Below are 22274 nucleotides of genomic sequence, written 5' to 3' on the forward strand. Positions count from 1 at the left end.
CGTTCGACTTGCATGTGTTAAGCACGCCGCCAGCGTTCATCCTGAGCCAGGATCAAACTCTCCGTTGAAGTAAAACAAAAACAGACACAACCAGGAACCACGGGAAAACGCGGAACCAGACTGCACAAAATTTGAAACCAGCTGAAAAACAACCGGATCACACCACGGGGTGGCACAATCCAGCCAAATCCAACCAATCCATATAAACAAATTGGTATCAACAAACTTGGCACACTATTGAGTTCTCAAACAACAGACACACCCGGCACCACCACAACCAACAACTCGGTCGCGGATCGCTCCGGAGCAACTTTCCAAACTTACCCGCTTCCGGGAAGCTTTGCAAACCCGCGTTTCCGCAGTTCCAAGCTCCACCACAAGGGCCCCCACCCGGTTTCCGCACGCCAGCAAAGACGCCGTTTTTCAGGCCATTCAGAAGGGGGTCGGTCGCTATCTTTCCGCATCAGCGGCGGCGACTCGAATTACTTTACACGGGCCTTAGACCCTGCGCAAACCGGGCCAATCAGGGCGTCCGATGCGCCAAAAACCCTGGAATGGCGCGGGCTGGAGACTTGCCAGGCCGCAGCCGCCCCTAAAATCCGCCGAAACGGCTTTCTGTGGAGCCCGTCATACTCCGAGGCCGCGCGCTGAGTTCCCCCAAGTAGGTAGCAGCAGATGCCGTTTTGATGCCCCGGAACGATACCAGCTGCTACCCAGTTGGGCTGGCTGGCCCGCCCGGTCCAAGCACCTCATCTCCCCGGAGGAAACACCCCTTGAATCCTGCAGGGCCGGGCGTATGGTTCTTCCATGGGACCGATTCGGGCCATGCTTCTTCCCGGTGCAGTGCTTCCCGCTCAGCGCGCGTACGGCGCGCTGATTGAGGCCCTGGGACCGGACGTCGACGCCGCTGCCAAGGACCTTGAGCTCTATGCAGGCGAGGATCCGCCGCCGGGCTGGAGCCTGGACACTGAGGTAGATGGCGTGCTGCGCGAAGCCGATGCCCGGGGGTGGGCAACGTTCCATCTCGCGGGGTACTCCGGCGGGGGTGCGGCGGCGTTGGCCGTCGCCGCCGGACACCCTGAGCGCTTGTTAAGCCTGTCCCTGTTTGAGCCCGCCTGGGCCGGAACCTGGGATTGGAGTCGGGCCCACGCCCTGATGTGGGAGAAGCATGACGCACTGGAGGCGCTGCCGGCCGACCAGTTCTTGCCGGCGTTCATGCGGCTGGCAGTCAAGCCCGACGTCGTCCTTCCGCCGCCGCCGGCGGGCGACCCTCCGCCGTGGATGGCCAGACGCCCGGCAGGAATCATGGCGTTCCTGAAGAACTTCAGGAGCTACAACCTGGACCGTGCACGGCTGGCCAGCTTCGACCGGCCGGTGCTCTTCGTCCTGGGCGGCCTGAGCAACCCGGACAACTACGAGGAAACGGGCGCCCGGTTGTCCACGGTCTTCCCCGACTACCGCCTCGAGGTCTTCGAAGTGCGCCACCACTTCGATCCCCCGCACCGGATCGAACCCGACCGCCTAGCCGGGTTGTTGCGTGTGCACTGGGACCGCGCCGAAATCAGGCACCGTGCAGACCTTCTCTGACCCGTTCCCAGCAACACCCGCGAACCACACGAGCCAGGTGGACACCCTGGTGGTCGGTGCCGGGCAGGCGGGCCTGGCCATGAGCTACTGGCTGAGCCAAACCGGCGTCGAACATCAGTTGCTGGAACGGCGCCCCGCGCTGGGCGGGGCGTGGCAGGACCGTTGGGACGCGTTCGTCCTGAACACGCCGAACTTTTCCCTCGCGCTGCCCTGAGGGACCTATGACGGCCCGGTTCCGGAGGCGTTCATGCCGCGCGCGGACGTCGTGGATTACATGCGGAAGTATGCCGAGACCATCGGGGCCCCCGTCCTGACAGACACGGATGTCACCCGCATCGCGCCTATGGACGGAAACGGCTTCAGCGTGGAAACCACCCAGGGCAGCTGGCGGGCACGCAACGTGGTGCTGGCCACCGGCGGCTACCAGAAACCGAAACTCCCCGCGCTATCGGCAAAGCTGCCGGCCCACATCCTGCAACTGCACACGGACGGCTACCGCAACCCGGAACAGCTGCCCGACGGGGCGGTCCTGATTGTGGGGACCGGCCAGTCCGGGGGCCAGATCGCGGAGGAACTGCTAGCCGTCGGCCGGGAAATCCACTTGGCGGTGTCCACTTGCCCCGAAGCACCGCGCCGGTACCGTGGCCAGGACGTCATCTACTGGATGATGCAGGTTGCCCAGAACGGCCCGGAGTACGGACTCAACGGCCTCACCGTGGGCCAGCTGCCCTCCCCCGCGGCGCGGTTCATGTGCAACCCGCTGGTGTCCGGCGCCGACGGCGGCCATGACATCCATCTGCGGGATCTCGGCCGCCGCGGCGTTCGGCTGCACGGCCATTTGCAAGCAGCCGACGACGTCGAACTCGTCTTCAGTGACGACCTTCCGGCGCGCTTGGGCGTCGTGGAGCGGACGTTCTACCAGCGCATGCGGCCGATGTTCGATGCCTACATTGCCGTTGCGGGCCTGTCAGCCCCGGAAGCGGAACCGCCGCGCAAGGACGACTGGGTTCCGTCTGAACCGGCGCGGCTGAAGCTTGAGGCCTCGAACATCACGTCGGTCATCTGGGCAACGGGCTACAGGCTGGACTTCAGCATTTTGGACATCCCGGTGCTGGACGAGTGGAACTACCCCCGCCACCACCGCGGGGTCACCGAACACCCGGGCCTTTACGCGGTCGGACTCCCGTGGCTGACCGGGCACGGCTCGTCGATTGTGGCCGGGGTCGGGCGCGACGCCAAGTACATCGCGGAGTACATCGCAGCACGGTGAAGCGACCGCTTAGGTAGGCCGGTTACGTAAGCCGGTTAGCAGCGGAAATTACTCCGCACAAAGCCCGTCGAAATGCACCGGTGTGGCCAGGCCGGCGGCGCTGAACCAGTCCTTTGCCCAGGCCTGGACTGAAGGCTTCCCGAGCTGTTCGATGACCTGTTCCGGCGGTCCGGCGAACACGGATTCCCCGTCCTCGACGCACTCGCCGGCAGCAATGCCGGCAAGCAGCCCGAAGAGGGCCGGCTGGTCCAGGAACGGAAGTTTCCCGCCGTCGCCGTCGCTCAGAACGCCCCAGCGGGAGGTGAACAGCGAAAAGTCCTCGGGATATTCGCCGTGGCCCACTTGGAGCGGGCAGGCCTCCGCGTTGAGCTGGATCCGCCGGTAGTTGGGCTCCGTTTCGTCCAGTGCCAGCAGCTGGCGTTCGTCCAGCCACGACACCCAGACCGGAGTGCACTCCCCAAGCAGCGGGTACGGAGCGGCGGCAATGTAGCCGGCCCTGCTCACGTGCGCGGAGTGGCCGACGGCGATGTTGTGGAGCTGGCCACGGACCAGAGGCAGGACAGGGCTGACAGGCCGGTGGTAGGCGGCGAACTTTCTTCGCATCACGTCGGCACTGGCATTCGAGCCGATGGAGACCACCATGGAGCGGGAGTCGAGCGGAGCGGCGTCGGCTTCTGCGAGCGCCCGGTCCAGGCCGACTGCCAGCTCAAGGGGCAAGAAGCTGTCGCCGTCCATCACACCTGAGGATTCGGGCGCATCCCACGGATACAGCAGCGGATCGAGCTCGGTGCTGTTATCGCTCGTGGTCATGCCCATCGGTCAGTCTTCCTCGTGGTGCAGCGTCAGTCACCCATGCCGGGGTGGACGGGCACGAAGTCGATCTTGTTTCCCGGGCTGGTCTTCTTCGTCGGAGACCGCGAGAATCCTTTCGCGTCCAGGTGGTTCTGCGCCCGGTATTCGGCCAGGGCCTCGTCGTAGGCCCTGTTGAGCCTGCCGCCGGAGAGCTCCTCCGTTGTGCCGTCGGCAAAGGTGACGCTAATAAGGACGCTTTCCGGGAAGTGCCGGTTCATCCGGACATAGCCATCGGCATCCTGCTGGAGATTAATCAAAGTGTCGTTCGCTTTCGTGGTCGTGACTTCCAGTGTCCCGCACTTTTCGTTGCCGCAGGTCCTAACGCCTATTTCCCCGCCAGGCACGCACCTTAAACAACCCAAGGCCTTAAATAACCCAAGGCCCGGATTGAAGTGGTCCCCGAAAGTTGGACTCGTAAATGTGCGAGGTCCACTCTAGCGGCCATAGACCGGCCTTCGAAAAAGTCCCCGTCCCATTGGGACGGGGACTTTTGTCGTTGCTATTCCGGCGGGGAATCCCGGGTCACCAGTCGTGGATTAGCGTGAGCGGTGGCAGTGGGCGGGCCCTGCCACATTTTGATGAAACGCGGCAGGCTCTTGCCGTGCTCTGATTCGGAAGACAAGACAGACACTGGTGATGGCGATTCCTTCCAGAACTGGACGAAATGCCGTTCGACTGACGATTCCACGACCAGGTCAAAGGCTGTGTCGCGGCCTGTGGCGTGGAGTCTGGCACGGTAGCTGCCATTCTGATCACCCGTGATGGTGCCGACGTCCTTCATCTCCCAGGCTGCGGGCGTGTTGAAGTAGGCGCGGCCCTCCGGGATCATCAGCGACACCTCGTGGATGTCTTCCCAGCCTGGCGAGAGGGCCTCCGGTCTCGATCGAAGGACTTCGACAGTCAGGTCAATGGGCCCTGAATGGACTCCGGTGGAGACCAACGGAACCGCCAGCCGAGTCGCCTGGCTCTCCCCGCGCATGGCCGCCTGCAGGGCAGCTGCGGGGTCCGCCGGAGGAAAGGGCTCCACCACGAAGTCCACGACATGACCCGACGCATGTATGACGAAAGTTACGTACTCGATCACAGGCCCTGCCTTTCAAGCAATTTTGATTGGAATGCCTCGCATTGAACATACAAGACGCAGGCGGGTGGATTATCCCGTAGAGCGTTGGCTAAGTAGGAGACCTATGCCGCAAGCATCTGAGCACGATACTCGACCGGGCTCAATCCCTTGAGCTTGGTGGAAATTCTTTCAGTGTTGTACCAGCGGATGTACTCGTGCAGCGCTGCTGTCAGTGCGTCGGCGTTGAGGAACCGGACGCGGTGGAAGAGCTCTTCCTTCAGGTGTCCGAAGAAGTTCTCCATCACGGCGTTGTCGTAGCAGTTGGCTTTGCGGGACATCGACTGGACCGCGCCGGCGTCCGCCAAGAGTGTGCGCCATGAGGTGTGCTGGTATTGGAATCCCTGGTCGGAGTGCACGAGGGGTTTCTGCCCCGTCTCCAGCGTGGCCAAGGCGCTGCGCAGAGAGTCGTTGGCCAGCGCCAGATTGGGCGAGGTGCCAATGGCGTAGGAGATGATCTGCCGGTCAAAAAGGTCCATGACCGGTGATAGGTAGAGTTTCCTGTCGCCGACGCTGAACTCGGTCACACCGGTAACCCACTTCTGATTCGGCGCATCCGCTTCGAACTGGCGTTTCAACAGGTTCGGGGCAATAACGCCCTGCTCGCCCTGGTAGGAGTTGTAGCGCTTTTTCCGCCGGACCTTGCAGACCAACCCCAGCACACCCATCAGCTTCAGCACGGTCTTCTTCGCGACCGTCCAGCCTTGCTTGACGAGTTCGATATGGACACGGCGGTGACCATACCGGGCGTGGCTCTTCTCAAAGATGCCCGTGACCGCTGCTTTGAGCTCTGCTTGCGGGTCAGGAGCCAGCAGCCGAGCTTGATGATAGAAGAACATGGACCGGGGCAGGCCGGCAACGTCCAACAGAACTTCCAACCGGTGTTCGGCCTTGAGAGCGATGACAGCGCGGACTTTTAGCGCTGTCCCTCGTCCCTCAAGGCGTTTACTTTTCCCAAGAAGGCCACCTCTGCCCGCAACCGCTCGTTCTCGCGACGAAGCCGCTGCAGCTCAGACTCCGGCTCGGCCGGCAGCTGAGGAAGAGAGGTCGGCCGGCCCGGTGATTTCGGGCGCAAGCCGTCCTCGCCTTCGTTGCGGTATATCCGCGCCCACTTCTTGATCAGATCCGGCGAGGAGAGTTGGAGGTCCTTCGCCAGAGCGACCTGGCTCTCCCCGGCCAGGAACCGACGGACCGTATCGAGTTTGAACTCAAACGTGAACTTCCGATGGGTCGATTTGGTCACCAGCGCCGTACCTCCGCGAACTCTCCACAGGGCATGAATGCGGATGACAGCTTTTGAACGGACTCCTAATCTCGTCGCCGCTGCCTTCGCACCCCAACCAATCTCGAACAACGCTACCGCGGCCTCGCGCTGTTCCTCAGATAACGAACTACTGTCCTGCATAAAACTGCTCCCCGATAGAAGGTCCGATTTCTCGGTCCAACCTTCGGGGAGCAGTTCAGATGGGGGTTCCGGGCCTTGAGCGTTTCGGGAGCCGGGCTCAGCGGCTGCCCGGGGAGGGCGTCAGTCGGACATTGACGTGACGCCGCTGTAGTACCAGCCGGTGTACGGCGACCAGACGCCGTTGCTGCCTTCCTGGAAGCTGATCTTGTGGTAGACCTCCTCGTTGCCGATCTCGCCGTTCACCAGGGTGCGGACGTTGGAGATGGTCACGGCTCCGCTGTACTGGTTCAGGTGCCGGCTGAACGTGCTGGTGCCCAGGTGGTCGTCGCCGTTGGGCCAGTCGTCCTGCTCCCAGCGCTGCTGCGTGATGTTGATGTAGCGGTCGGTGTTGCAGTAGACCCGCATCCGGTAGTCCACCAGCTTCACGCCGGAAGAATTGTGGCCGGCGAACACCGGGGCGAGCGGGGTCACCGAGCAGGCGTAGTTGGTGCCGGCCGCCTGGGCCGGGGCGGCCAGGGCGAACGGTGCCGCCACTGCTCCGAGCCCGATGGCGGTCAGCAGGGCCACCTTGCGGCGGACGGAGTGGGACTTCTTGGTGGTTGGTGCGTTGGACATGGAGTTGCTCCTGAGGGGAAAGATGCAGTGGGGATGAGGTGCTTTGCCCGGCATTCCGGGGCTCCGGATCCGCCGGGATTTTCCCTGCGTTCCGATGTATCCATAGTGGATCCGGCGACCCCTCCCGCACTTCCGTGCTAGCACGTAAATCTACTGGCGAGTATCGAAACGCCCCCAGATAGCGCGGGCACCTTTACATCCCGCCGGTCCGCGGCCAAAATAACTCACACCACAGCCTCCACTGGGACCACAGCGCGCTGTCACTCAGAACCTGCCACAGCAGAGGGGTGCCACCATGAACGACAAGACCGAAGCAACCGAGGCGGACCGGGCACTGAAGCAAAAGCACCGTGCCATGTGGGCGCAGGGCGACTACCCCGCCCTCGCCAGCGAACTGGTTTCAGACCTCGGGGCAATCCTCGTTGAGGCGTGCGGCATCAAGCCCCGGCATCGCGTCCTGGACGTGGCCGCGGGCGCCGGCAACGCGGCGATCCCGGCCGCCATGATGAACGCGGAAGTCATCGCCAGCGACCTGACGCCAGAAATGTTCGACGCCGGCCGCCGGCAGGCAGCCGATCGCGGCGCTGAGCTGGAATGGCAGGAGGCGGACGCCGAGGCGCTCCCGTTCCGGGACAACGAGTTCGACGTTGTGATGTCCTGCCTGGGCGTGATGTTTGCGCCGCACCACCAGGCCGGTGCGGACGAGCTGGTGCGGGTCTGCAAGCCTGACGGCACCATCGGGCTGCTGAGCTGGACGCCCGAAGGGTTCATCGGGAAGATGTTCGCCACCATGAAGCCGTTCGCTCCGCCGCCCCCGCCCGGCGCGCAGCCGCCGCCGCTCTGGGGCAGCGAGGACCACGTCCGCGAGCTCTTCGGCAGCAGCGTCACGGACATCAAGGCCGAAAAGCGGACGGTGGCCATCACCAGCTTCCACCACCCGGAGGACTTCCTGCACTACTTCAAGTCCCACTACGGCCCGACGATCTCCGTGTACAAATTCCTTGGTGAGGACCAGGACAAGGTCAGCGCCCTGGACAAGGCCCTCACGGAACTGGCCGACACGTTCCTCGAAGCCCACGGCGACACCACGGCGCAGATGGAATGGGAATACCTGCTGCTCACCGCCAAGAAGGCGCGCCCCGCAACGTCGTAGCTTTCCGGATCCTCGTCCCCGTCCAAGGCACTGACGCCGTCCATGACCGGCGGATAACGTTGGCTATGGCGCGAGCCGATAACCCACGCCGCGCACTGTTTCAATCCAGCGCGGCGAACGCGAGCTGTCCCCCAGTTGCTTGCGCAGGTTCCCCAGATGGACCTGGACGGCGCGCTCCTCGCCGTCGCTGACGAACGAGCCGGTGTTGTAAGGCTCGTTCCGCAACCGGCGGACCAGGTCCGCCTTCGTCTGCACCATGCGGCCGTTCTCCATCAGGACCAGGAGCAGGTCGAACTGCGTACGGGTCAGGTTTAACGGCAACCCCTGGATGGCGGCTGCGCGCGAACCTTCGTGCAATGTCAGGCCCCTGTGCTCAAAATCGCACAGCATTACAGCGCCGGCGTTCCGGGGCCGAGTGTCGACGGCGGCCGCAACTGGAGCCGGAGGGTGTCTTCCGGGCCGGGAACGTGGCCCCTCGACCTTCTCTCCGAAGGTGGAATCCAGCAACCGCGGACGCCTCAGCATCGCTGCGATCCGGCACGCAATTCCCTGGGACGGAATGGCTTGGTGAGGTAGTCGTCCGCCCCAGCCTCGAAGCCCATCAGCGCATCGGCTTCGTCCATGCGGCCTGTGACCATGATCAGGTAGGCGTTACTGAAAGTCCGGATCCGGCGGGAGGCCTCGATGCCGTCAAAGTCCGGAAGGCCTACATCCATGGTGACAATGTCCGGGTCGTGTTCCCGCACGGCCTCCACGCCTTCCATTCCCGAAGACGTTTCGAACACGGCAAAACCGAACTGCTGGAGGACCTCCTTGAGAGACCTCCTTATGTCGTCGTCGTCTTCGACAACTACTGCAATGCCCCGTTCCACCGTCTGTCCCCCAAAAAATTACACACTGCCCATTGCTGTGCCGAACGTAGGATAATTTCCCCCGATGGAGCGGGCTGGCGTCCGCGACGGACGCTCGCTTGTGTACACACTCCGGCACCTGGTCCTCCGGCACACCATCCAAGATGTTTCACGTTTTCTATTCGTTGACGTGAACCAATCGGATGGGTTTTATAAATGACATGACGGAGGCCCTGAATACCGAGCCTACACTCTCGAATTACTTCTCATCCCAAGCTGCACACCCAAATTTGCGCAATTCTTGATCTTTGCAGAAAATTTCGCATTTTGAGGTTCTGACGGGCTCAAATATTGATGCAGCAAGACTATTGCCTTTTGTGACAGGTCTGACTGATGATCATCGTGTGCTCAATGGGGGCGCAAAGCTGCTCGCTGGGGAGCAACACATAAGGGGCGTTGCATGGCTTCTTCTCGGTTACCTGTCTCACATTCCAACCGCCCGCTGAGATCCCTGGCCATGCTGGCGGCCGCGAGCCTGGCTATGCTGGCATGCATGCCCTCCGCACAGGCGGCGGAAACCACTCCGCCGGACCCCGGTCCTGCCGGCAGCTTTTCCTGGAAGGGCTTCAATTGGGAAAAGCGCTTCTGGGGCGGGGCCCCGCAGTACAACAGGCTCTTTGACGCAGCCAACGTCAGCAATCCCGACTCCAACGGCCACGTCACCCTGAAACTGACCAATCCAACCGGCGAAGCCCCCGTTGGCGCTGAATTTCAGTCCACCCGCCAGGGCTTCGGCTATGGAACCTACAGCACCACAGTGGAAAAGAACCTCAGCCTCCTGCAAAAGGAAGTGGTGTGGGGCTGCCTGTTCACATACGATCCCCTGGCCGAGCCCGGCTACAACGAAATCGACCTCTGCGAAGCATCGGCTTGGGGTGGCGGTGCCGCCTACGGCGAATCATGGCCGGTCAGCCAGGGCCACGGGTATTGGTTCGACGCCACCAAACCTCCGGGCGAAGGCAACAACACGGTGGTTTTTGATGTCACCACAAGCCCCATCACCACCCACCGGATGGTGTGGGAGCCGGGCAAGCTGACCTTCGAGACGTACGCGGGTGAGGGCTTCGCCGGCACTCTCCTGAAGCGCACGGTCCTACAGGGAACCACAGTTCCCGCCCCGGCGAAGGAGCAGGTCCATTTCAACCTGTGGGTCACGGGCGGCGGGGGCGGGGATCCTGCCCATGTGAGTCCGGAGTCAGTGGTGGTCCGGGATTTCTCCTTCGTACCCGCGGCCACCGCGTCGCCGCCCCCGACGACGTCGGCCATCAAACTGTCCTCAACCACCGCTAAAGCCAAGGGCGTGAACACCACCACGCTGAAGTGGACCGGTGCCACGGGCACCAACGTGACGCTTTGGATCAACGGCGCCCCGAAGACAGTGCCCAACACGGGCAGCTACGTCAACAAGTTCAAGGGTGGCAACACCACCACGTACAAGGTGTGCGACAGTGGCGGATGCTCGGGCGTCCTAAGCGTGGTCACCTGACGACGTCCAGTCCAAACACAAGTGCAGGGCGTCCGGATTACCGGGCGCCCTGCACTTTGGTTCTCTTCTCAGCTTTTACGGCGGAACAGCCTAGGACTTGTCGCCCCGAACGGGAACAATCCGCTTAATGGCAAGGCCCAATGCCACGAGGGCAAAAGCTGCAAGCGCAAACCAGAAAATATCACCCGCGCCGGTCATGGCAAGAGTTCCGGAACCCACTCCGGCCGCGGCTGGAGCTGCTGGGTTGTCATACATAGTTATTACCAGGCTTTCTTTTTATTGAGGGCTGCGTCCAGGTACGCCTTCGCGTGGGCCGCCTGCAGAAACAGGTCAATCACCAGCTCGTACATGGTGGCGGCGGCGAGCATGTATTTCCATCCCCGCAGCCGCAGCGTGACCACACGTTCGATCACGAAGACACCGGTCACGGCCAGCCAGAACGGCTGAATGTTCAGCCCGGCCCCCGTGCCCAGTGCAAACGCCACCGTGCCGAAGTAGGCCAGCGTCACCAGGACGCCCACCATTGCCAGGACCTGCCGGCCCCAGTACGGGCGCGTGACCCGGGTCCAGCCATACTGCACGCAGTTCTCCACCGCCCCGCGCTTCCACCGGAGCCGCTGCGCCCACAGTTCGCGCCAGGTCGGCATCACTTCGGTCACCAGCGTGCAGTCCGCCGGCGATTTGATCCGGTACCGCAGCGTCAGCAGGGCAAACGAGAGCTCGTTGTCCTCGGTCAGGACGGAGGTGTCGTACACCCCGCCGCGGCCATTCCCCGGCGGCAGCGACCCGTCCAGCCTGGCCGCGATGACATCGCGGAGCGTACGTGTCCGGAACAGGGCTGCCGTGCCGGTGACCACCAGGCACTTGCCCTTGAGGCGCTTCACGTCACGGGCGTACCGGGCGTATTCGTTGCGCTGCAGGTGCCCCACGAATCCGCCGCCGTGACCGCCACGGAAAACGCCGCCTACGGCGCCAAGCCTGGAGTCCCGCTGCAAATGGGACACGGCCCGTTCGATGAAGTCATCGGAAAGCTGCGAATCTGCGTCCTGAATGAGAATCATGTCTTCGGGCTCGGCCGCGGGCAGGAGGCCACCAAGTGCAAAGTTCAGCGCACCGGCCTTCTTGTCAGCGTTTCCTTCGGTGCAGAGAACCTCGGCGCCCTCCTCGAGGGCGATGTCCGCCGTGGCATCGGTGCAATTGTCTGCCACCACAATCACCCTGTCCGGGCGGCGTCCCTGGCGCTTCAGTGACCTCAGGGTTTTTCCGATGCCTGCGGCCTCATTGTGCGCCGGTACGACGACGGTAATCACAGAACCACCGGCTCGGAAAAAGGCAAAACGGAAGCCTGGAAATTCCGGCCACAAGTCTGGATAATTACATTAAGTTGTGACATGCAACGCATTAGTTAATTCGTCCCCACGGGAATTCACTGAATTCTTCTTGGGTTTGAGCGTTTCACCAATAATGCAATTCAACGGCAGAGAATGGACAAGGAACGCGCAAGATCCAGTAAAGATGAACGCAACGCAAGCTGGGCTCAAGCCTGGTGGCGCTGAGATTGCGTACTGCGCACCGCGGTGGCGTCCCGCCGACGTGCACAACCTCAGCCGCAACGTTGCGCATCGGCGATGCGCAGACGAGCATCGGCCGGGCCCGGGTCATCCACGTCCCGCCCACCTTCGCCATGCAATTTCTTCGAAGTTTGTTCTAACATAAGGACAAACTGTTCCAGTGTGGGGAGAGGCCCCTGGGAGACGAAGGAGATCTTGTGAAACTTGGACTCGTTGGATTCGGCTTCGGCGGCCGGATCTTCCACGCCCCGTTCATCACGGCCGCCGACGGGGTGGACCTCGCCGGCATCGTGACCCGCTCCCCTGTCCGCCGCGCGGAGGCCGCGGAGGAATACCCGGAAGTGCCGCTCTACGGCTCCCTGACAGAGCTGCTCGCCGCCGGCGTGGATGCGGTAGTGATCACCACGCCGCCCGAAACGCGCCGCGAGCTGGTGCTCGAGGCGATCGCGGCCGGGGTCCACGTGGTGGCGGACAAGCCCTTCGCACCGAACGCCGAAGTGGCGCGCGAACTGGTCAAGGCGGCGGCCGACGCCGGTGTGATCCTCAATGTGTTCCACAACCGCCGCTGGGACACGGACATCCGCACGCTCCGCTCGGTGCTGGACTCCGGTGAGGTGGGACAGGTGGCTCGATTCGAGTCCCGCTTCGATTTCGACCAGCCGGAGACCCTCGAGGCCGGCCCCGCCGGGGGCTTGCTGCGCGACCTCGGCAGCCACCTGGTGGACCAGGCGCTGTGGCTCTTCGGCCCGGCGGCCAGCGTCTACGCCACTCTCGACTGGGCGGACCTGGACGCCGGCCGCACCGACTCGGGCTTCTTCGTGACCATCACGCACCGGAGCGGCGTGCGGTCCCATGTGTCGGCCACCAAGAGCAACCGGCTCGTCGCGCGGGAAATGCGGCTGCTCGGCTCCGACGGAAGCTATGTCTCGCAGCAGTCCGACGTGCAGGCCGATGCCGCCATTGCGGGCGCGCGCCCGGTGAACGACCCGGCCGCGTGGGGTTACGAAGACGAATCCCGTTGGGGAACGCTCACGACGGCGGCGGGCCAGGTCCGCGTGCCGTCCGAGCAAGGCGCGTATCACGCCTACTACGAGCAGTTAGCCCTGGCCGGTGCCGGCAAGGGACCCCAGCCGGTCCCCGGCAGCGAGGCCGTCCACACCCTCGAGGTCCTGGACGCCGCCCGGCTCAGCGACGCCGAGTCTCGCTCGGTGGACATCGCCGGCTGACCGCGCGCCGGCCAGCCCAAGCCGGCGCCACAAGGGCAGGAACCCCGACGGCGGGAGGCCGGCAGCGTGTGCCGGCCTCCCGCCGTCGTACGTTCGGTGGTTGAACTTCCCTACCGTTCCGGGTGGAGGGCCTTGCTCCAGAGGACGGTGCCGTTGGCGTTGCGTAGGCTGACGGTGAAGACGTCGTCCTCGTCCAGGTCCACGTGGCCGAAGAACTGGTTTTCGCCGCTGCGCGGGGACTGGTTAGCGTAGGCGCCGGTCCTGTGGAACGCCACCTGTGGGCCGAAGGTGCCGTCCAGTTCGCCGGGGCCGAAGCTGCCGGCGTTGATGGGGCCGGCCACGAATTCCCAGAAGGGGTCGAAGTCCGTGAAGCCTGCACGCTCGGGCGAGTAGTGGTGCGCGGCGCAGTAGTGGACGTCGGCGGTCAGCCAGACCACGTTTTTAACCCGGTTGCGCTTCAATGTGGAGAGCACCCCGGCGATCTCGAGTTCCTTGCCCAAGGGGGCGCCGGGGTCGCGGTTGGCCAGGGATTCCTGGTTCACGGGGCCGTCGGGGACGATCAGGCCGAGCGGGAGGTCGGCGGAGATGACCTTCCAGGTGGCCTTCGACCTGCTGACCTCCGTGGTGAGCCAGCGCGCCTGCTCCTCGCCGAGGATGTGGGTGAGGTGCGTTTCCCTGCCGTCGGTGTTGGGGTCCTTGAAGGTGCGCATGTCCAGGCAGATGACGTCCAGCTGGGGGCCGCGGGAGATCTTGCGGTAGATGCGGGCGGGTTCGAAGCCGGTGCTGCCGTCACCTGCCCGGGTGCCGAGGCCGGAGACGGGCTGGTATTCCTGCCAGGCCTGGCGGCCGCGGGCGGCGAGCACGTCCACGCGGCGTTCGGTGTAGCGCGGGTCGGTGAGGATCTCCCCCGGGTACCAGTTGTTGGTGGTTTCGTGGTCGTCCCACTGGGCGATCACCGGGACCTCTGCGTACAGGGCGCGGACGTTGCGGTCCATGAGGTTGTAGCGGTGCCGGCCGCGGTACTCATTGAGGGTTTCGGCCACCTTCGAGACCTCCTCGGTGACCAGGTTGCGCCAGATCTGCCCGTCGGGCTCGGTGACCTGCGCGGCGATGGGGCCGTCGGCGTAGATGGTGTCGCCGGAGTGGATGAAGAAGTCCGGCTTGGTGGCGTGCATGGCCGCGTAGCCGCGCATGCCGCCGATCTCCTCGTTGATGCCCCAGCCCTGGCCCGCGGTGTCGCCGGTCCAGACGAAGCTCTGCTTGCGCGGTGCGCGGCCGCTGCTGAGCAGGCCGGTTCCGCTTGCTGACGAACCGGGGGCGGTACTGAAGGAGCCCTGCGCGGTTTCGCCGGCGTTGCCGTCGGCGTCCTCGAAGTGCAGGGTGAGCGCGAACCGGGTGCCGGCCGGGAGGTGCTCGGCGTTGATCCGGGAGGTGAAGTCGGTGGCTTCGCTGCCGGCACTCCCCCGCAGCACCCGCTGGAAGGCGCGGCCGCCGCGGAGCGGGGCACCGTCCTCGTCCACCGCGAGCAGGTTGGCCACCAGCCGGCCGGGCCCCGACGCACGGGACCACAGCACGCCGGAATCGGCGGTGACATCGCCGGTGGCGATGCCGGACGGGAGGGTCAGACGGTTGCGGACCAGCGCGATGCCAGCGGGGCTGGTTGCGTGGGCGGCAGCGGTTGCGGCGGGCACGACGGTGGCAGCACCGGCGGCGGCCAGGGCACCTTTGAGGACATTTCGGCGGGTGAAAGCAGTCATGGGTTCATCGTTGTGGTCCCGGATGAACCGGTGGTGGCGGGGGTGTGAACGGCGGTTGAGTCCGCCCTGACCCGCTTGACCGGACCGGCCAAAGACTCTGTGACGACTCTTGCGTAATTGATAATGATTCTTGATAAGGTTAGGCTATCCGTCCAAGCCCGTTCACCTGAAAGTTGGGAAATGACTGCCGCCATCATGGTGCAGGACCTGTCGGTTTCCCTGCATGGCCGCCCCTTGGTGGACGGCCTCACCTTTGACCTTGCACCGGGCGAGAAGGTTGCGCTGCTGGGCGCCTCGGGCTCCGGGAAGTCGCTGACTGCGTCTGCCCTGCTCGGCACGCTTCCCGCCAGGATGGACGTCTCCGGCCGCCTCCGGCTGGACGGCAGGGATGTGCCACTGGCCCGTCGGCGGCCGGGATCGGCAGGATCCGGAATGCTCGCGGCGATTCACCAGGACCCGACGACCGCCCTCAACCCCCTGGTGCCGCTGGGAAAGCAGCTGGCGATTCCGCTGCGGCGGGAGGGCCACTCGGCGCCGGAGGCACGCGAACGCGCGGCGGGCCTGCTCGCGTCGGTGGGCATCGGAGACCCTGCCCGCGTCCTCGCCAGCTACAGCGGGGAACTCTCGGGAGGGGAGCTGCAGAGGGTCTGCATTGCCCTGGCCCTGGCCTGCCGCCCCACGGTCCTGGTTGCCGACGAGCCCACCACTGCCCTGGACATGGTGAGCCAGGCCAAGGTCCTGGACGTGCTGGCAAGGCAATCCACAGCAGGGCCCGCCACGTTGTTCATCACCCACGACCTGGCCGTGGCGCAGGCCCTGTGCAGCCGCGCTCTGGTCATGTCCTCCGGCCGCATCGTCGAACAAGGCCCCATGGATACCCTGCTCACTCAGCCCTCGCATCCGTACACCGCCCGGCTCGTCGAGGCCGCCAGCATAGTCCGCCCTGCCGGGCTGGAGCTTCCCGCATGAGCACTGCGAACGGCCCGGTCCTCACCGCCCGCAACCTCTCGCACAGTTACCGCAGCCACGGTTTCCGCGGCTACGGCTTCGGCGGCCACTGTTTCCGCGGTCACTACTTCGGCGGTCACGGCTTCCGCGGACGATGGCGGGACCTGCCGGCCCTGGACGACGTCTCCCTGTCCGTGCCGTCAGGCAGCAGCATCGGGCTGGTGGGCAGTTCCGGGGCGGGGAAGTCCACGCTGCTGCGCACCCTGCTGGCGCTGGAAAAGCCGGCCGCCGGCCAGGTGGAAATCGCCGGCCGACCGGTTACCGCCGGCTCCGCGTCGGGCCTGCGCTGGTACCGGCGGCTGGTGCAGTACGTGCCGCAAAACCCTGCCGGCAGCCTGGATCCCCGGATGACTGTGGAAGACCTGCTCGCCGAACCGCTCAAGCAGCTCCGCGTCGACGGGCACCACCAGGCCATGATCCGGACAGCGCTGGAAAGAGTCGCGCTGGATGACGGCGTGCTGCGGCGCAAGCCTGCGGAACTCTCCGGCGGCCAGAACCAGCGCGTCGCCATCGCCCGGGCACTGGTCCCCCAACCGAGGATCCTGCTCGCCGACGAACCCGTCAGCGGCCTGGACCTTCCGCTGCGGAACTCGGTCCTGTCGCTGCTCGGGGAACTGGTCCACCGCGACGGACTGGGGCTGTTGTTCGTCTCCCACGACCTCACCGCCGTCGCGGACCTCTGCCCCCACACCTTGGTCCTCTCATCCGGGCGGATCGTGGAACAAGGTCCCACCGGGAAGCTGTTCGCCGCACCGCAGCATCCCCGCACCCGTGAACTCATCGAATCCATTCCACGACCCCTCAGGACCCTCGAAACAGCATGACTACCACCATCACACCCGCGGCCGTCCGGACCGCCAGCCCACGGCTCCTGCTCTCCAGCCAGCTCATCTTCAACATCGGCTTCTACGCCGTCATCCCGTTCCTGGCCGTGTCCCTGCGCGAGGACTTCGCCATGGGAGCCATGGCGGTAGGGATCGTTCTGGGTGCCCGCACCTTCGCCCAGCAGGGAATGTTCCTGGCCGGCGGCGCCATCGCGGACCTGTGGGGGCCGCGCTATGCGATGATCACCGGCTGCCTCATCCGCGTCACTGGTTACCTGCTCCTTGCCGCTGCCGCTGATTTTCCGCTGTTCCTCCTTGCCGCCATCGTTACCGGCATCGGCGGAGCACTCTTTTCCCCGGCACTGGAAAGCCTGATGGGGTCGGCGGAAGGACGTCGAAAACCAGGCGCCGCGAACCGGCCCACACTCTTTGCCTTGCTGGTGATCTTCGGCGAGATGGGCGCAGTGGCAGGCCCGCTGGTGGGCGTGCTCCTGCTCGGGTTCGGCCTCGACGCAGCCCTCTACGTCGGTGCGGGCATTTTCACCGTGATGGCCTTCGTGTTCTGGCGCCAGGTACCGGCCGCGCCACCCGTCAGCCGGAATCCGACGGCCCGCCGTCCGCAGCTCTGGGACTGCCTTAAAGACAAGCGCTTCATCTGGTTCGCAGCGTTCTACAGCGTCAACCTGCTTGCACACAACCAGCTCTATTTCGGCTTGCCGGTCGAACTGGAACGCAGCGGCCTGGGGTCGGCACCGCTTGGTGTCCTCTTCGCCTATGCTTCGGTCGTCACCGTCTGCCTGCAGTGGCCCGTCGCGAAGCTCACGCGCCGCCTCGCCCCTCAGACTGCCCTCACAACGGGCTTCGCCGTCCAAGGCGCAGGGTTCGCAGCCGTCGCTGCCCTCGCGATGTACCCGCAGGCCGGCGAACTCAAGGTGCTCCCCGCCGTCGTCCTTGTCTCCACGCTCTGCGTTGGCAACATGTTCGTGGCGCCGATCGCCATGGGGCTCGTCCTGGAGTTCGCCGGCGGCCGCCCGACGGGCGCCTTCTACGGGCTCCTTGCCAGTTGCGGCGGGTTGATGGTGCTCATCGGCAACATCGCCCTGGGGCCGTTGTACGAGCTGGCCGGCCAACCGTCGACGGCGGCCGCCGCGCCCTGGCTGCTCACCGCACTCCTTGCCACCGCTTCAGCGGCAGGGATCCGCCGCTTCCTGCCGGCCAGGGCGACGGCGGATGCCGCCGTTCGCGCCTAGCCCACCTCGACAGCTCCATCCGACAAACCTGAAAGACACGCACCCCATGCCCCGTCGCCGCGCCAAAACACTCCTGTCCGTTCTCTGCGCCACCGCACTGACCGCCGGCCTGAGCGGCTGCTTCTCGGCCAGCAACGCCTCGGACCCGGCGGCCACCGGTGCCGGCGAGCGCATCAGGGTGGCCATGCTGCAGCCGCCCCGCTCCGGCCTGACTCCGCTGAGCGACGACGCCTTCAAGCTTTCCCGCTGGAAAACCGCGGAAACGCTGGTGGTCCTGGACGGCCTGGGCGATGCGCAGCCGTCCTTGTCAACGCAGTGGAAGCAGCTGGACGGCAAAAACTGGCGTTTCGAGCTGCGCGAAGGGGTGACGTTCCATGACGGCACTCCCCTGACAGCCGAGCAGGTGGCGGCGTCCCTGACGGCGGCCGCCCAGGCCAGCCCGAAGCCGCGGATTCTCGACGGCGTCCAGCTGACGGTCCGCACGGACGGGGCGAACGCCGTCGTGGTTTCCACCGATGCGGAGGATCCGCTGGTCCCGCAGCGGCTCTCAAGTCCGCAACTGTCCATCCTGGCCGCGTCGGCGTACAAGCCGGGCAGCGTGGTCAATCCCCTCAATGCCGGCACGGGACCGTACGCCCTCGTCGCCGTCGACGGCACAAGCTCCGCAACCCTCAACCGCTTCGAAGGCTACTGGGGTGAAAAGGCGGCGAGCAGCGGCGTCGACGTCCAGTTCGTCCCGGACGGCACGGCCCGCGCGGCCGCCCTCCGAACGGGAAACGCGGACATCGTTGAAGCAATCCCCGTGGGCCAGGTGGCGCAGATCGACCCGGAGCTGGTCCATGAGGTTCCCATGCCCCGGACCAACACCTTGTACCTCAACAGCAAGTCCGGGCCGTTCGCCGATCCGGCAGTCCGCGCCGCCGCCCGCGAGGCGATCGACCGGGCAGCGATCGTTGAGCGTGTGTACGAAGGCCGTGCCAACGAGGCCGAAGGCCTGCTGGGCCCGGCATTGCCCTGGGCAGCCGGCGAGCGCAAGGATCCTTCCTACGCCCAGACCCTGGCGGGGCGCAGCAAGGCGGCCCCGGTCAACGGCGTCCGCATCTCGGTGGGTACCTTCACCGACCGGGCCGAACTGCCCGAGGTGGCCGTCCAGCTCGAGCAGCAGCTGGAAGCCGCGGGGTTCATCGTGGAACAGGACGTCCGCGAATACCGCCACATCGAGTCCGACGCCCTCGCCGGAAAGTTCGACGCCTTCATCCTGTCCCGCGCCACCGTCCTGGACTCGGGGGACCCCGTGGCGTACATGTTCAGCGACTTCTCCTGCAAGGGCTCCTTCAACATCCCGCAGTTCTGCGATTCCACGGTGGACGCGGCGCTGGCCGGGGCCGCTGCCATTCCGGCCGGACCCCAACGCAGGGCAGCGATCGCCGCTGCGGAGGCCCTGATCCTGGCCAAGGACGTTGCCGTCCCGCTCCTGCACGAACGCGTCATCCAGGGCGAATCGCCACGGGTCCACGGTGTGGAGCGTGACCCGCGCGAACGCGCCCTGATCACCGAAGGCACCGGAGTCTCGCGCTGATGCCGTCTGGGTCCTGGAACAACGCAGCGTCGCGGAAAGACGCTGGGTCCTGGAATACGGCGTTCTGGAAAACAGCCGTCTCGCGCACCCTGGCCCTCGGCGCCGTCGTGGTTCTGATTGGCACCCTGCCGTGGCTTTCCGGTCAGAGCCCCGAGTACACCATCCTCCGCGCACGGTACGCGGACCGGGAGGCGACGGAGGAGACCCTGGCGATGATCCGGGCGGAACTCGGACTCGACCGGGGCCCCCTGTACACGTTCCTCGCGTGGGCCGGCGGTGTGCTCCAGGGCGATCTGGGCAACTCGTGGGTCACCAACACGCCGGTGGGACCCGGGACGCTTTCAGGCTTGGCGGTTTCCCTCACCCTGATGGGCTTCGCCGTGGCGGTCGCCGCGGTGACGGCCGCGTGCTTCTGCGTACCGGACGTGGTCCGCGGCCTCCGGGGCATGCCTGCCCGCGGGTCCGGAGCTGCAGCTGCCGCCCTGACCGCAGTACCGGAGTTCCTGCTCGCTGCGATGCTGCTAGTGATCGGTGCGGTGTGGCTGGGCTGGTTCCCGCCGTACGGCTGGGACGGCATCCAATCCGCCGTCCTGCCCGCGTTGTCGATGGGCCTGCCGGCGGGCGCCCTAATCGGACGCCTGCTTTCCGACGCAGTCAGCGCAGCCTTCGCCGAGAAATGGGTGGCCACGTGGACCATGGCAGGCGCGGGCCGCGGCCAGGTGACGGCGGCGGTGTTCCGGCGTGCCCTGCCATCCGTGACGGGCCAGATTGCCCTGGTGCTGGTGGGGCTGACGGGCGGAGCCGTGGCGGTGGAGAAGGTGTTCGCGATTCCGGGACTGGGCAGGGCGGTACTCGGTGCGGCGAGCGCCCAGGATATCCCGGCGCTTCAGGCCGGGGTCCTGGCGCTCCTGGCCCTGGCGGTGATGGTGGGCACCCTCAGCACCGCGGCCCGCCGCTTGCTGCTGGGGCCGGCCCTTCGTTCGGGAACCGTCCCTGCCCCCGGAGCGGTGAAGGTAGCCCGACGGCGGGAGGCTGCGGTGCCGCTGTTCGCGGCCGGTCTGCTGGCGGTAATCGTGGTGGCGGGACTCGTCCGCGATCCGTTCACGTCCGGGCATGCGCGGCTGGCTGTACCGAGCCTGGCATTGCCGTTCGGTGCTGACGCCAGCGGCCGTGACCTGCTGGCCCGTGTTGGCCATGGCGCCGTGGCTACGGTGGGAACGGCCCTGCTGGTGGCGCTTGCCTGCCTGGCCATCGGCGTCGTGATCGGACTGTTTCCCTTGGCGGCAACAGGTCCGATTGAAGTCGCCAATGCAGCCCCGCCGATTCTTGCCGGCCTCATCGTCGCCGTCATCACGGGGCCTTCCGCCCACGGTGCAGCCATCGCCGTCACCGTTGCCAGCTGGGCTCCGCTGGCAGCGCACACGGCGGCCCTCGCGCAGGAAGCCAGATCGCGGCCGTACGTCCGGATCCTCCCGGTGTTGGGGGTGGGGAGGTGGCGGGTCCTATGGCGTCATGTCCTTCCCAGCGTGCTGGCACCGGTCTTCCGGCACGCCATGCTGCGCGTACCCGGTATTGCCTTGGCCCTTGCGGCGTTGGGTTTCCTGGGGCTGGGCCCGCGCCCGCCGGCTCCCGAGTGGGGGCTGGTGCTGGCCGAGGGGATCAACTATGTGGAGCGGGCCCCATGGGCTGTTGCGGCGCCGGCGGCGGCGCTGGTCCTGGCGTCAGTGCTGGCCGTTTCCCTGGCAAGCCTCAGTTGGGAACGGCCTCAGAGGGATTCGGCAGTTGAGCCCGCCGAAACCGGGCCTGGTGCCATACTCAAGACGTGACGACGATGTACGCGTTCCGCGGCGAGCTGTGGCTCTATCCCGACGCATCCGGGTGGCATTTCATCACGCTGCCGCCGGAGGTGGCGGACGAGATCCGGGACGAGTCGGCTCCCTTCCGCAAGGGCTTCGGGTCGGTGAAGGTCACGGCCTCGATCGCGGGAAACAGCTGGTCCACGTCGATCTTCCCGGAGAGCAAGAGCCACTCGTACGTGCTGCCGGTCAAGAAGGCCATCCGGACCGCGGCGGGCATCCGTGACGGTGATGACGTGGACGTGGAGCTGGTCCTGGAACTCGAGGGCTGATCTGCCAGGCGGCGTCAGCGGGACAGGTACCAATGGCTCTATACCGCGCCTTTCCGCAGGACTAGCATGCAGGTGCACGGCCGCGGTTGCATACCGCGCCGCAACAATGCCGAAGCAACTGCGTGGAAGGACCTGTCATGGAATGCATCACCTGGTTCGCGCCGATTCTGCCCGGGAAACTGGACGAGTGGAAGTCGCTCATCGAGGAGGTTCAGGGACCCCGCAAGGAGGAACACCGGCGTTCCCGCGAGCGGATGGGACTAAAACGGGAAGTTGTCAGCCACATGCCGACCCCGCAGGGGGACTTTGCCTGCCTGTTCCACGAGGCCGAGGACCTCTCCAAGTCGTTCCAAATCGCCGCGACCTCGGACGATCCGCACGATCAGTGGTTCAGGGAGAAAATCCAGGACATCCACGGCATCACGCCTGAGATGTTGCAGGGCCCCCTCCCTGCGTCGCTGCACTTTGATTACAAGGCCGGCTAACCGTCCCGGACGTGGCTGCGGCCAGGGAGGCTCCTGGTTAAGCCTCC

Annotated in this window: 20 protein-coding genes, 1 rRNA gene and 2 pseudogenes; 12 read left to right on the top strand and 11 right to left on the bottom strand. The window is 65.5% G+C overall.

Annotated elements, in window-relative coordinates; all coding sequences use genetic code 11:
• Positions 1-68, bottom strand: a 16S ribosomal RNA gene (locus J2S97_RS09245); the annotation flags it as partial.
• A 739-nt stretch (positions 69-807) separates the two neighbouring features.
• Between J2S97_RS09245 and J2S97_RS09250 the strand changes: the two genes are divergently transcribed.
• Complete coding sequence (locus J2S97_RS09250) at positions 808-1587, top strand: alpha/beta hydrolase (protein WP_307048618.1); 780 nt, start codon at positions 808-810, stop codon at positions 1585-1587.
• Positions 1571-2857, top strand: a pseudogene (locus J2S97_RS09255) (flavin-containing monooxygenase). Before J2S97_RS09250 ends, J2S97_RS09255 begins: the two are co-directional and overlap by 17 nt.
• Positions 2858-2905: 48 nt before the next feature.
• On the opposite strand, the gene J2S97_RS09260 reads toward J2S97_RS09255, so the two are convergent.
• From J2S97_RS09260 to J2S97_RS09285, 6 genes are all read right to left on the bottom strand, one after another.
• Positions 2906-3667 carry a hypothetical protein gene (locus J2S97_RS09260; protein ID WP_307048620.1) on the bottom strand — a complete coding sequence of 254 codons (762 nt, stop codon included), beginning with the start codon at positions 3665-3667 and terminating at the stop codon, positions 2906-2908.
• Positions 3668-3699: 32 nt separating this feature from the next.
• Complete coding sequence (locus J2S97_RS09265; protein WP_307048622.1) at positions 3700-3966, bottom strand: hypothetical protein; 267 nt, start codon at positions 3964-3966, stop codon at positions 3700-3702.
• A gap of 242 nt (positions 3967-4208) precedes the next feature.
• A complete protein-coding gene (locus J2S97_RS09270; RefSeq protein ID WP_307048623.1) occupies positions 4209-4793 on the bottom strand; it encodes a hypothetical protein in 585 nt (194 codons plus the stop codon).
• A gap of 101 nt (positions 4794-4894) precedes the next feature.
• Positions 4895-5731, bottom strand: coding sequence for an IS3 family transposase (locus J2S97_RS09275; RefSeq protein WP_307049360.1), 837 nt, complete (start codon positions 5729-5731; stop codon positions 4895-4897).
• A 14-nt stretch (positions 5732-5745) separates the two neighbouring features.
• Positions 5746-6234, bottom strand: a complete 489-nt coding sequence (locus J2S97_RS09280; protein ID WP_307048625.1) for a helix-turn-helix domain-containing protein — start codon at positions 6232-6234, stop codon at positions 5746-5748.
• Between the two features lie 120 nt (positions 6235-6354).
• Entirely contained in the window at positions 6355-6849 is a 495-nt protein-coding gene (locus J2S97_RS09285; RefSeq protein ID WP_307048627.1) for a hypothetical protein, read from the bottom strand.
• Positions 6850-7144: 295 nt separating this feature from the next.
• Here J2S97_RS09285 and J2S97_RS09290 point away from each other — a divergent pair, with 295 nt between their 5' ends.
• Complete coding sequence (locus J2S97_RS09290) at positions 7145-8002, top strand: class I SAM-dependent methyltransferase (RefSeq protein WP_307048629.1); 858 nt, start codon at positions 7145-7147, stop codon at positions 8000-8002.
• Positions 8003-8065: 63 nt separating this feature from the next.
• On the opposite strand, the pseudogene J2S97_RS09295 reads toward J2S97_RS09290, so the two are convergent.
• Positions 8066-8862 (bottom strand): annotated as a pseudogene (locus tag J2S97_RS09295) (response regulator transcription factor).
• Positions 8863-9406: 544 nt separating this feature from the next.
• Here J2S97_RS09295 and J2S97_RS09300 point away from each other — a divergent pair.
• Positions 9407-10399: a hypothetical protein gene (locus tag J2S97_RS09300; RefSeq protein ID WP_307048631.1), complete on the top strand. Its 993-nt coding sequence runs from the start codon at positions 9407-9409 to the stop codon at positions 10397-10399.
• 90 nt (positions 10400-10489) lie between these two features.
• On the opposite strand, the gene J2S97_RS09305 is transcribed toward J2S97_RS09300, so the two are convergent.
• Together J2S97_RS09305 and J2S97_RS09310 are read right to left on the bottom strand one after the other, a co-directional pair.
• Positions 10490-10654: a hypothetical protein gene (locus J2S97_RS09305; protein ID WP_214948754.1), complete on the bottom strand. Its 165-nt coding sequence runs from the start codon at positions 10652-10654 to the stop codon at positions 10490-10492.
• A 5-nt stretch (positions 10655-10659) separates the two neighbouring features.
• On the bottom strand, positions 10660-11709 hold the full coding sequence (locus J2S97_RS09310; protein WP_307048634.1) for a glycosyltransferase: 1050 nt from the start codon (positions 11707-11709) through the stop codon (positions 10660-10662).
• A 458-nt stretch (positions 11710-12167) separates the two neighbouring features.
• On the opposite strand from J2S97_RS09310, the gene J2S97_RS09315 reads away from it, so the two are divergent.
• Entirely contained in the window at positions 12168-13196 is a 1029-nt protein-coding gene (locus J2S97_RS09315) for a Gfo/Idh/MocA family oxidoreductase (RefSeq protein WP_307048636.1), read from the top strand.
• A gap of 110 nt (positions 13197-13306) precedes the next feature.
• Here J2S97_RS09315 and J2S97_RS09320 read toward each other — a convergent pair whose 3' ends face one another.
• Positions 13307-14953, bottom strand: a complete 1647-nt coding sequence (locus tag J2S97_RS09320) for an alkaline phosphatase D family protein (RefSeq protein WP_307048638.1) — start codon at positions 14951-14953, stop codon at positions 13307-13309.
• Between the two features lie 180 nt (positions 14954-15133).
• On the opposite strand from J2S97_RS09320, the gene J2S97_RS09325 reads away from it, so the two are divergent.
• From J2S97_RS09325 to J2S97_RS09355, 7 genes are all read left to right on the top strand, one after another.
• Complete coding sequence (locus J2S97_RS09325; RefSeq protein ID WP_307048640.1) at positions 15134-15922, top strand: ATP-binding cassette domain-containing protein; 789 nt, start codon at positions 15134-15136, stop codon at positions 15920-15922.
• Positions 15919-16785: an ABC transporter ATP-binding protein gene (locus J2S97_RS09330; protein WP_307048641.1), complete on the top strand. Its 867-nt coding sequence runs from the start codon at positions 15919-15921 to the stop codon at positions 16783-16785. Before J2S97_RS09325 ends, J2S97_RS09330 begins: the two co-directional genes overlap by 4 nt.
• A complete protein-coding gene (locus tag J2S97_RS09335) occupies positions 16782-18035 on the top strand; it encodes an MFS transporter (RefSeq protein ID WP_307048643.1) in 1254 nt (417 codons plus the stop codon). Before J2S97_RS09330 ends, J2S97_RS09335 begins: the two co-directional genes overlap by 4 nt.
• Before the next feature lie 46 nt (positions 18036-18081).
• Positions 18082-19614, top strand: a complete 1533-nt coding sequence (locus J2S97_RS09340; protein ID WP_307048645.1) for an ABC transporter substrate-binding protein — start codon at positions 18082-18084, stop codon at positions 19612-19614.
• On the top strand, positions 19614-21440 hold the full coding sequence (locus J2S97_RS09345) for an ABC transporter permease subunit (RefSeq protein ID WP_307048647.1): 1827 nt from the start codon (positions 19614-19616) through the stop codon (positions 21438-21440). The genes J2S97_RS09340 and J2S97_RS09345 overlap by 1 nt, the downstream gene beginning before the upstream one ends.
• 5 nt (positions 21441-21445) lie before the next feature.
• Complete coding sequence (locus tag J2S97_RS09350; protein ID WP_307049362.1) at positions 21446-21742, top strand: DUF1905 domain-containing protein; 297 nt, start codon at positions 21446-21448, stop codon at positions 21740-21742.
• Between the two features lie 137 nt (positions 21743-21879).
• Positions 21880-22227: a hypothetical protein gene (locus tag J2S97_RS09355; RefSeq protein WP_307048650.1), complete on the top strand. Its 348-nt coding sequence runs from the start codon at positions 21880-21882 to the stop codon at positions 22225-22227.
• Positions 22228-22274 lie beyond the last annotated feature (47 nt).

Source organism: Arthrobacter oryzae (assembly GCF_030812315.1).
GTDB classification, from domain to species: domain Bacteria; phylum Actinomycetota; class Actinomycetes; order Actinomycetales; family Micrococcaceae; genus Arthrobacter; species Arthrobacter oryzae_B.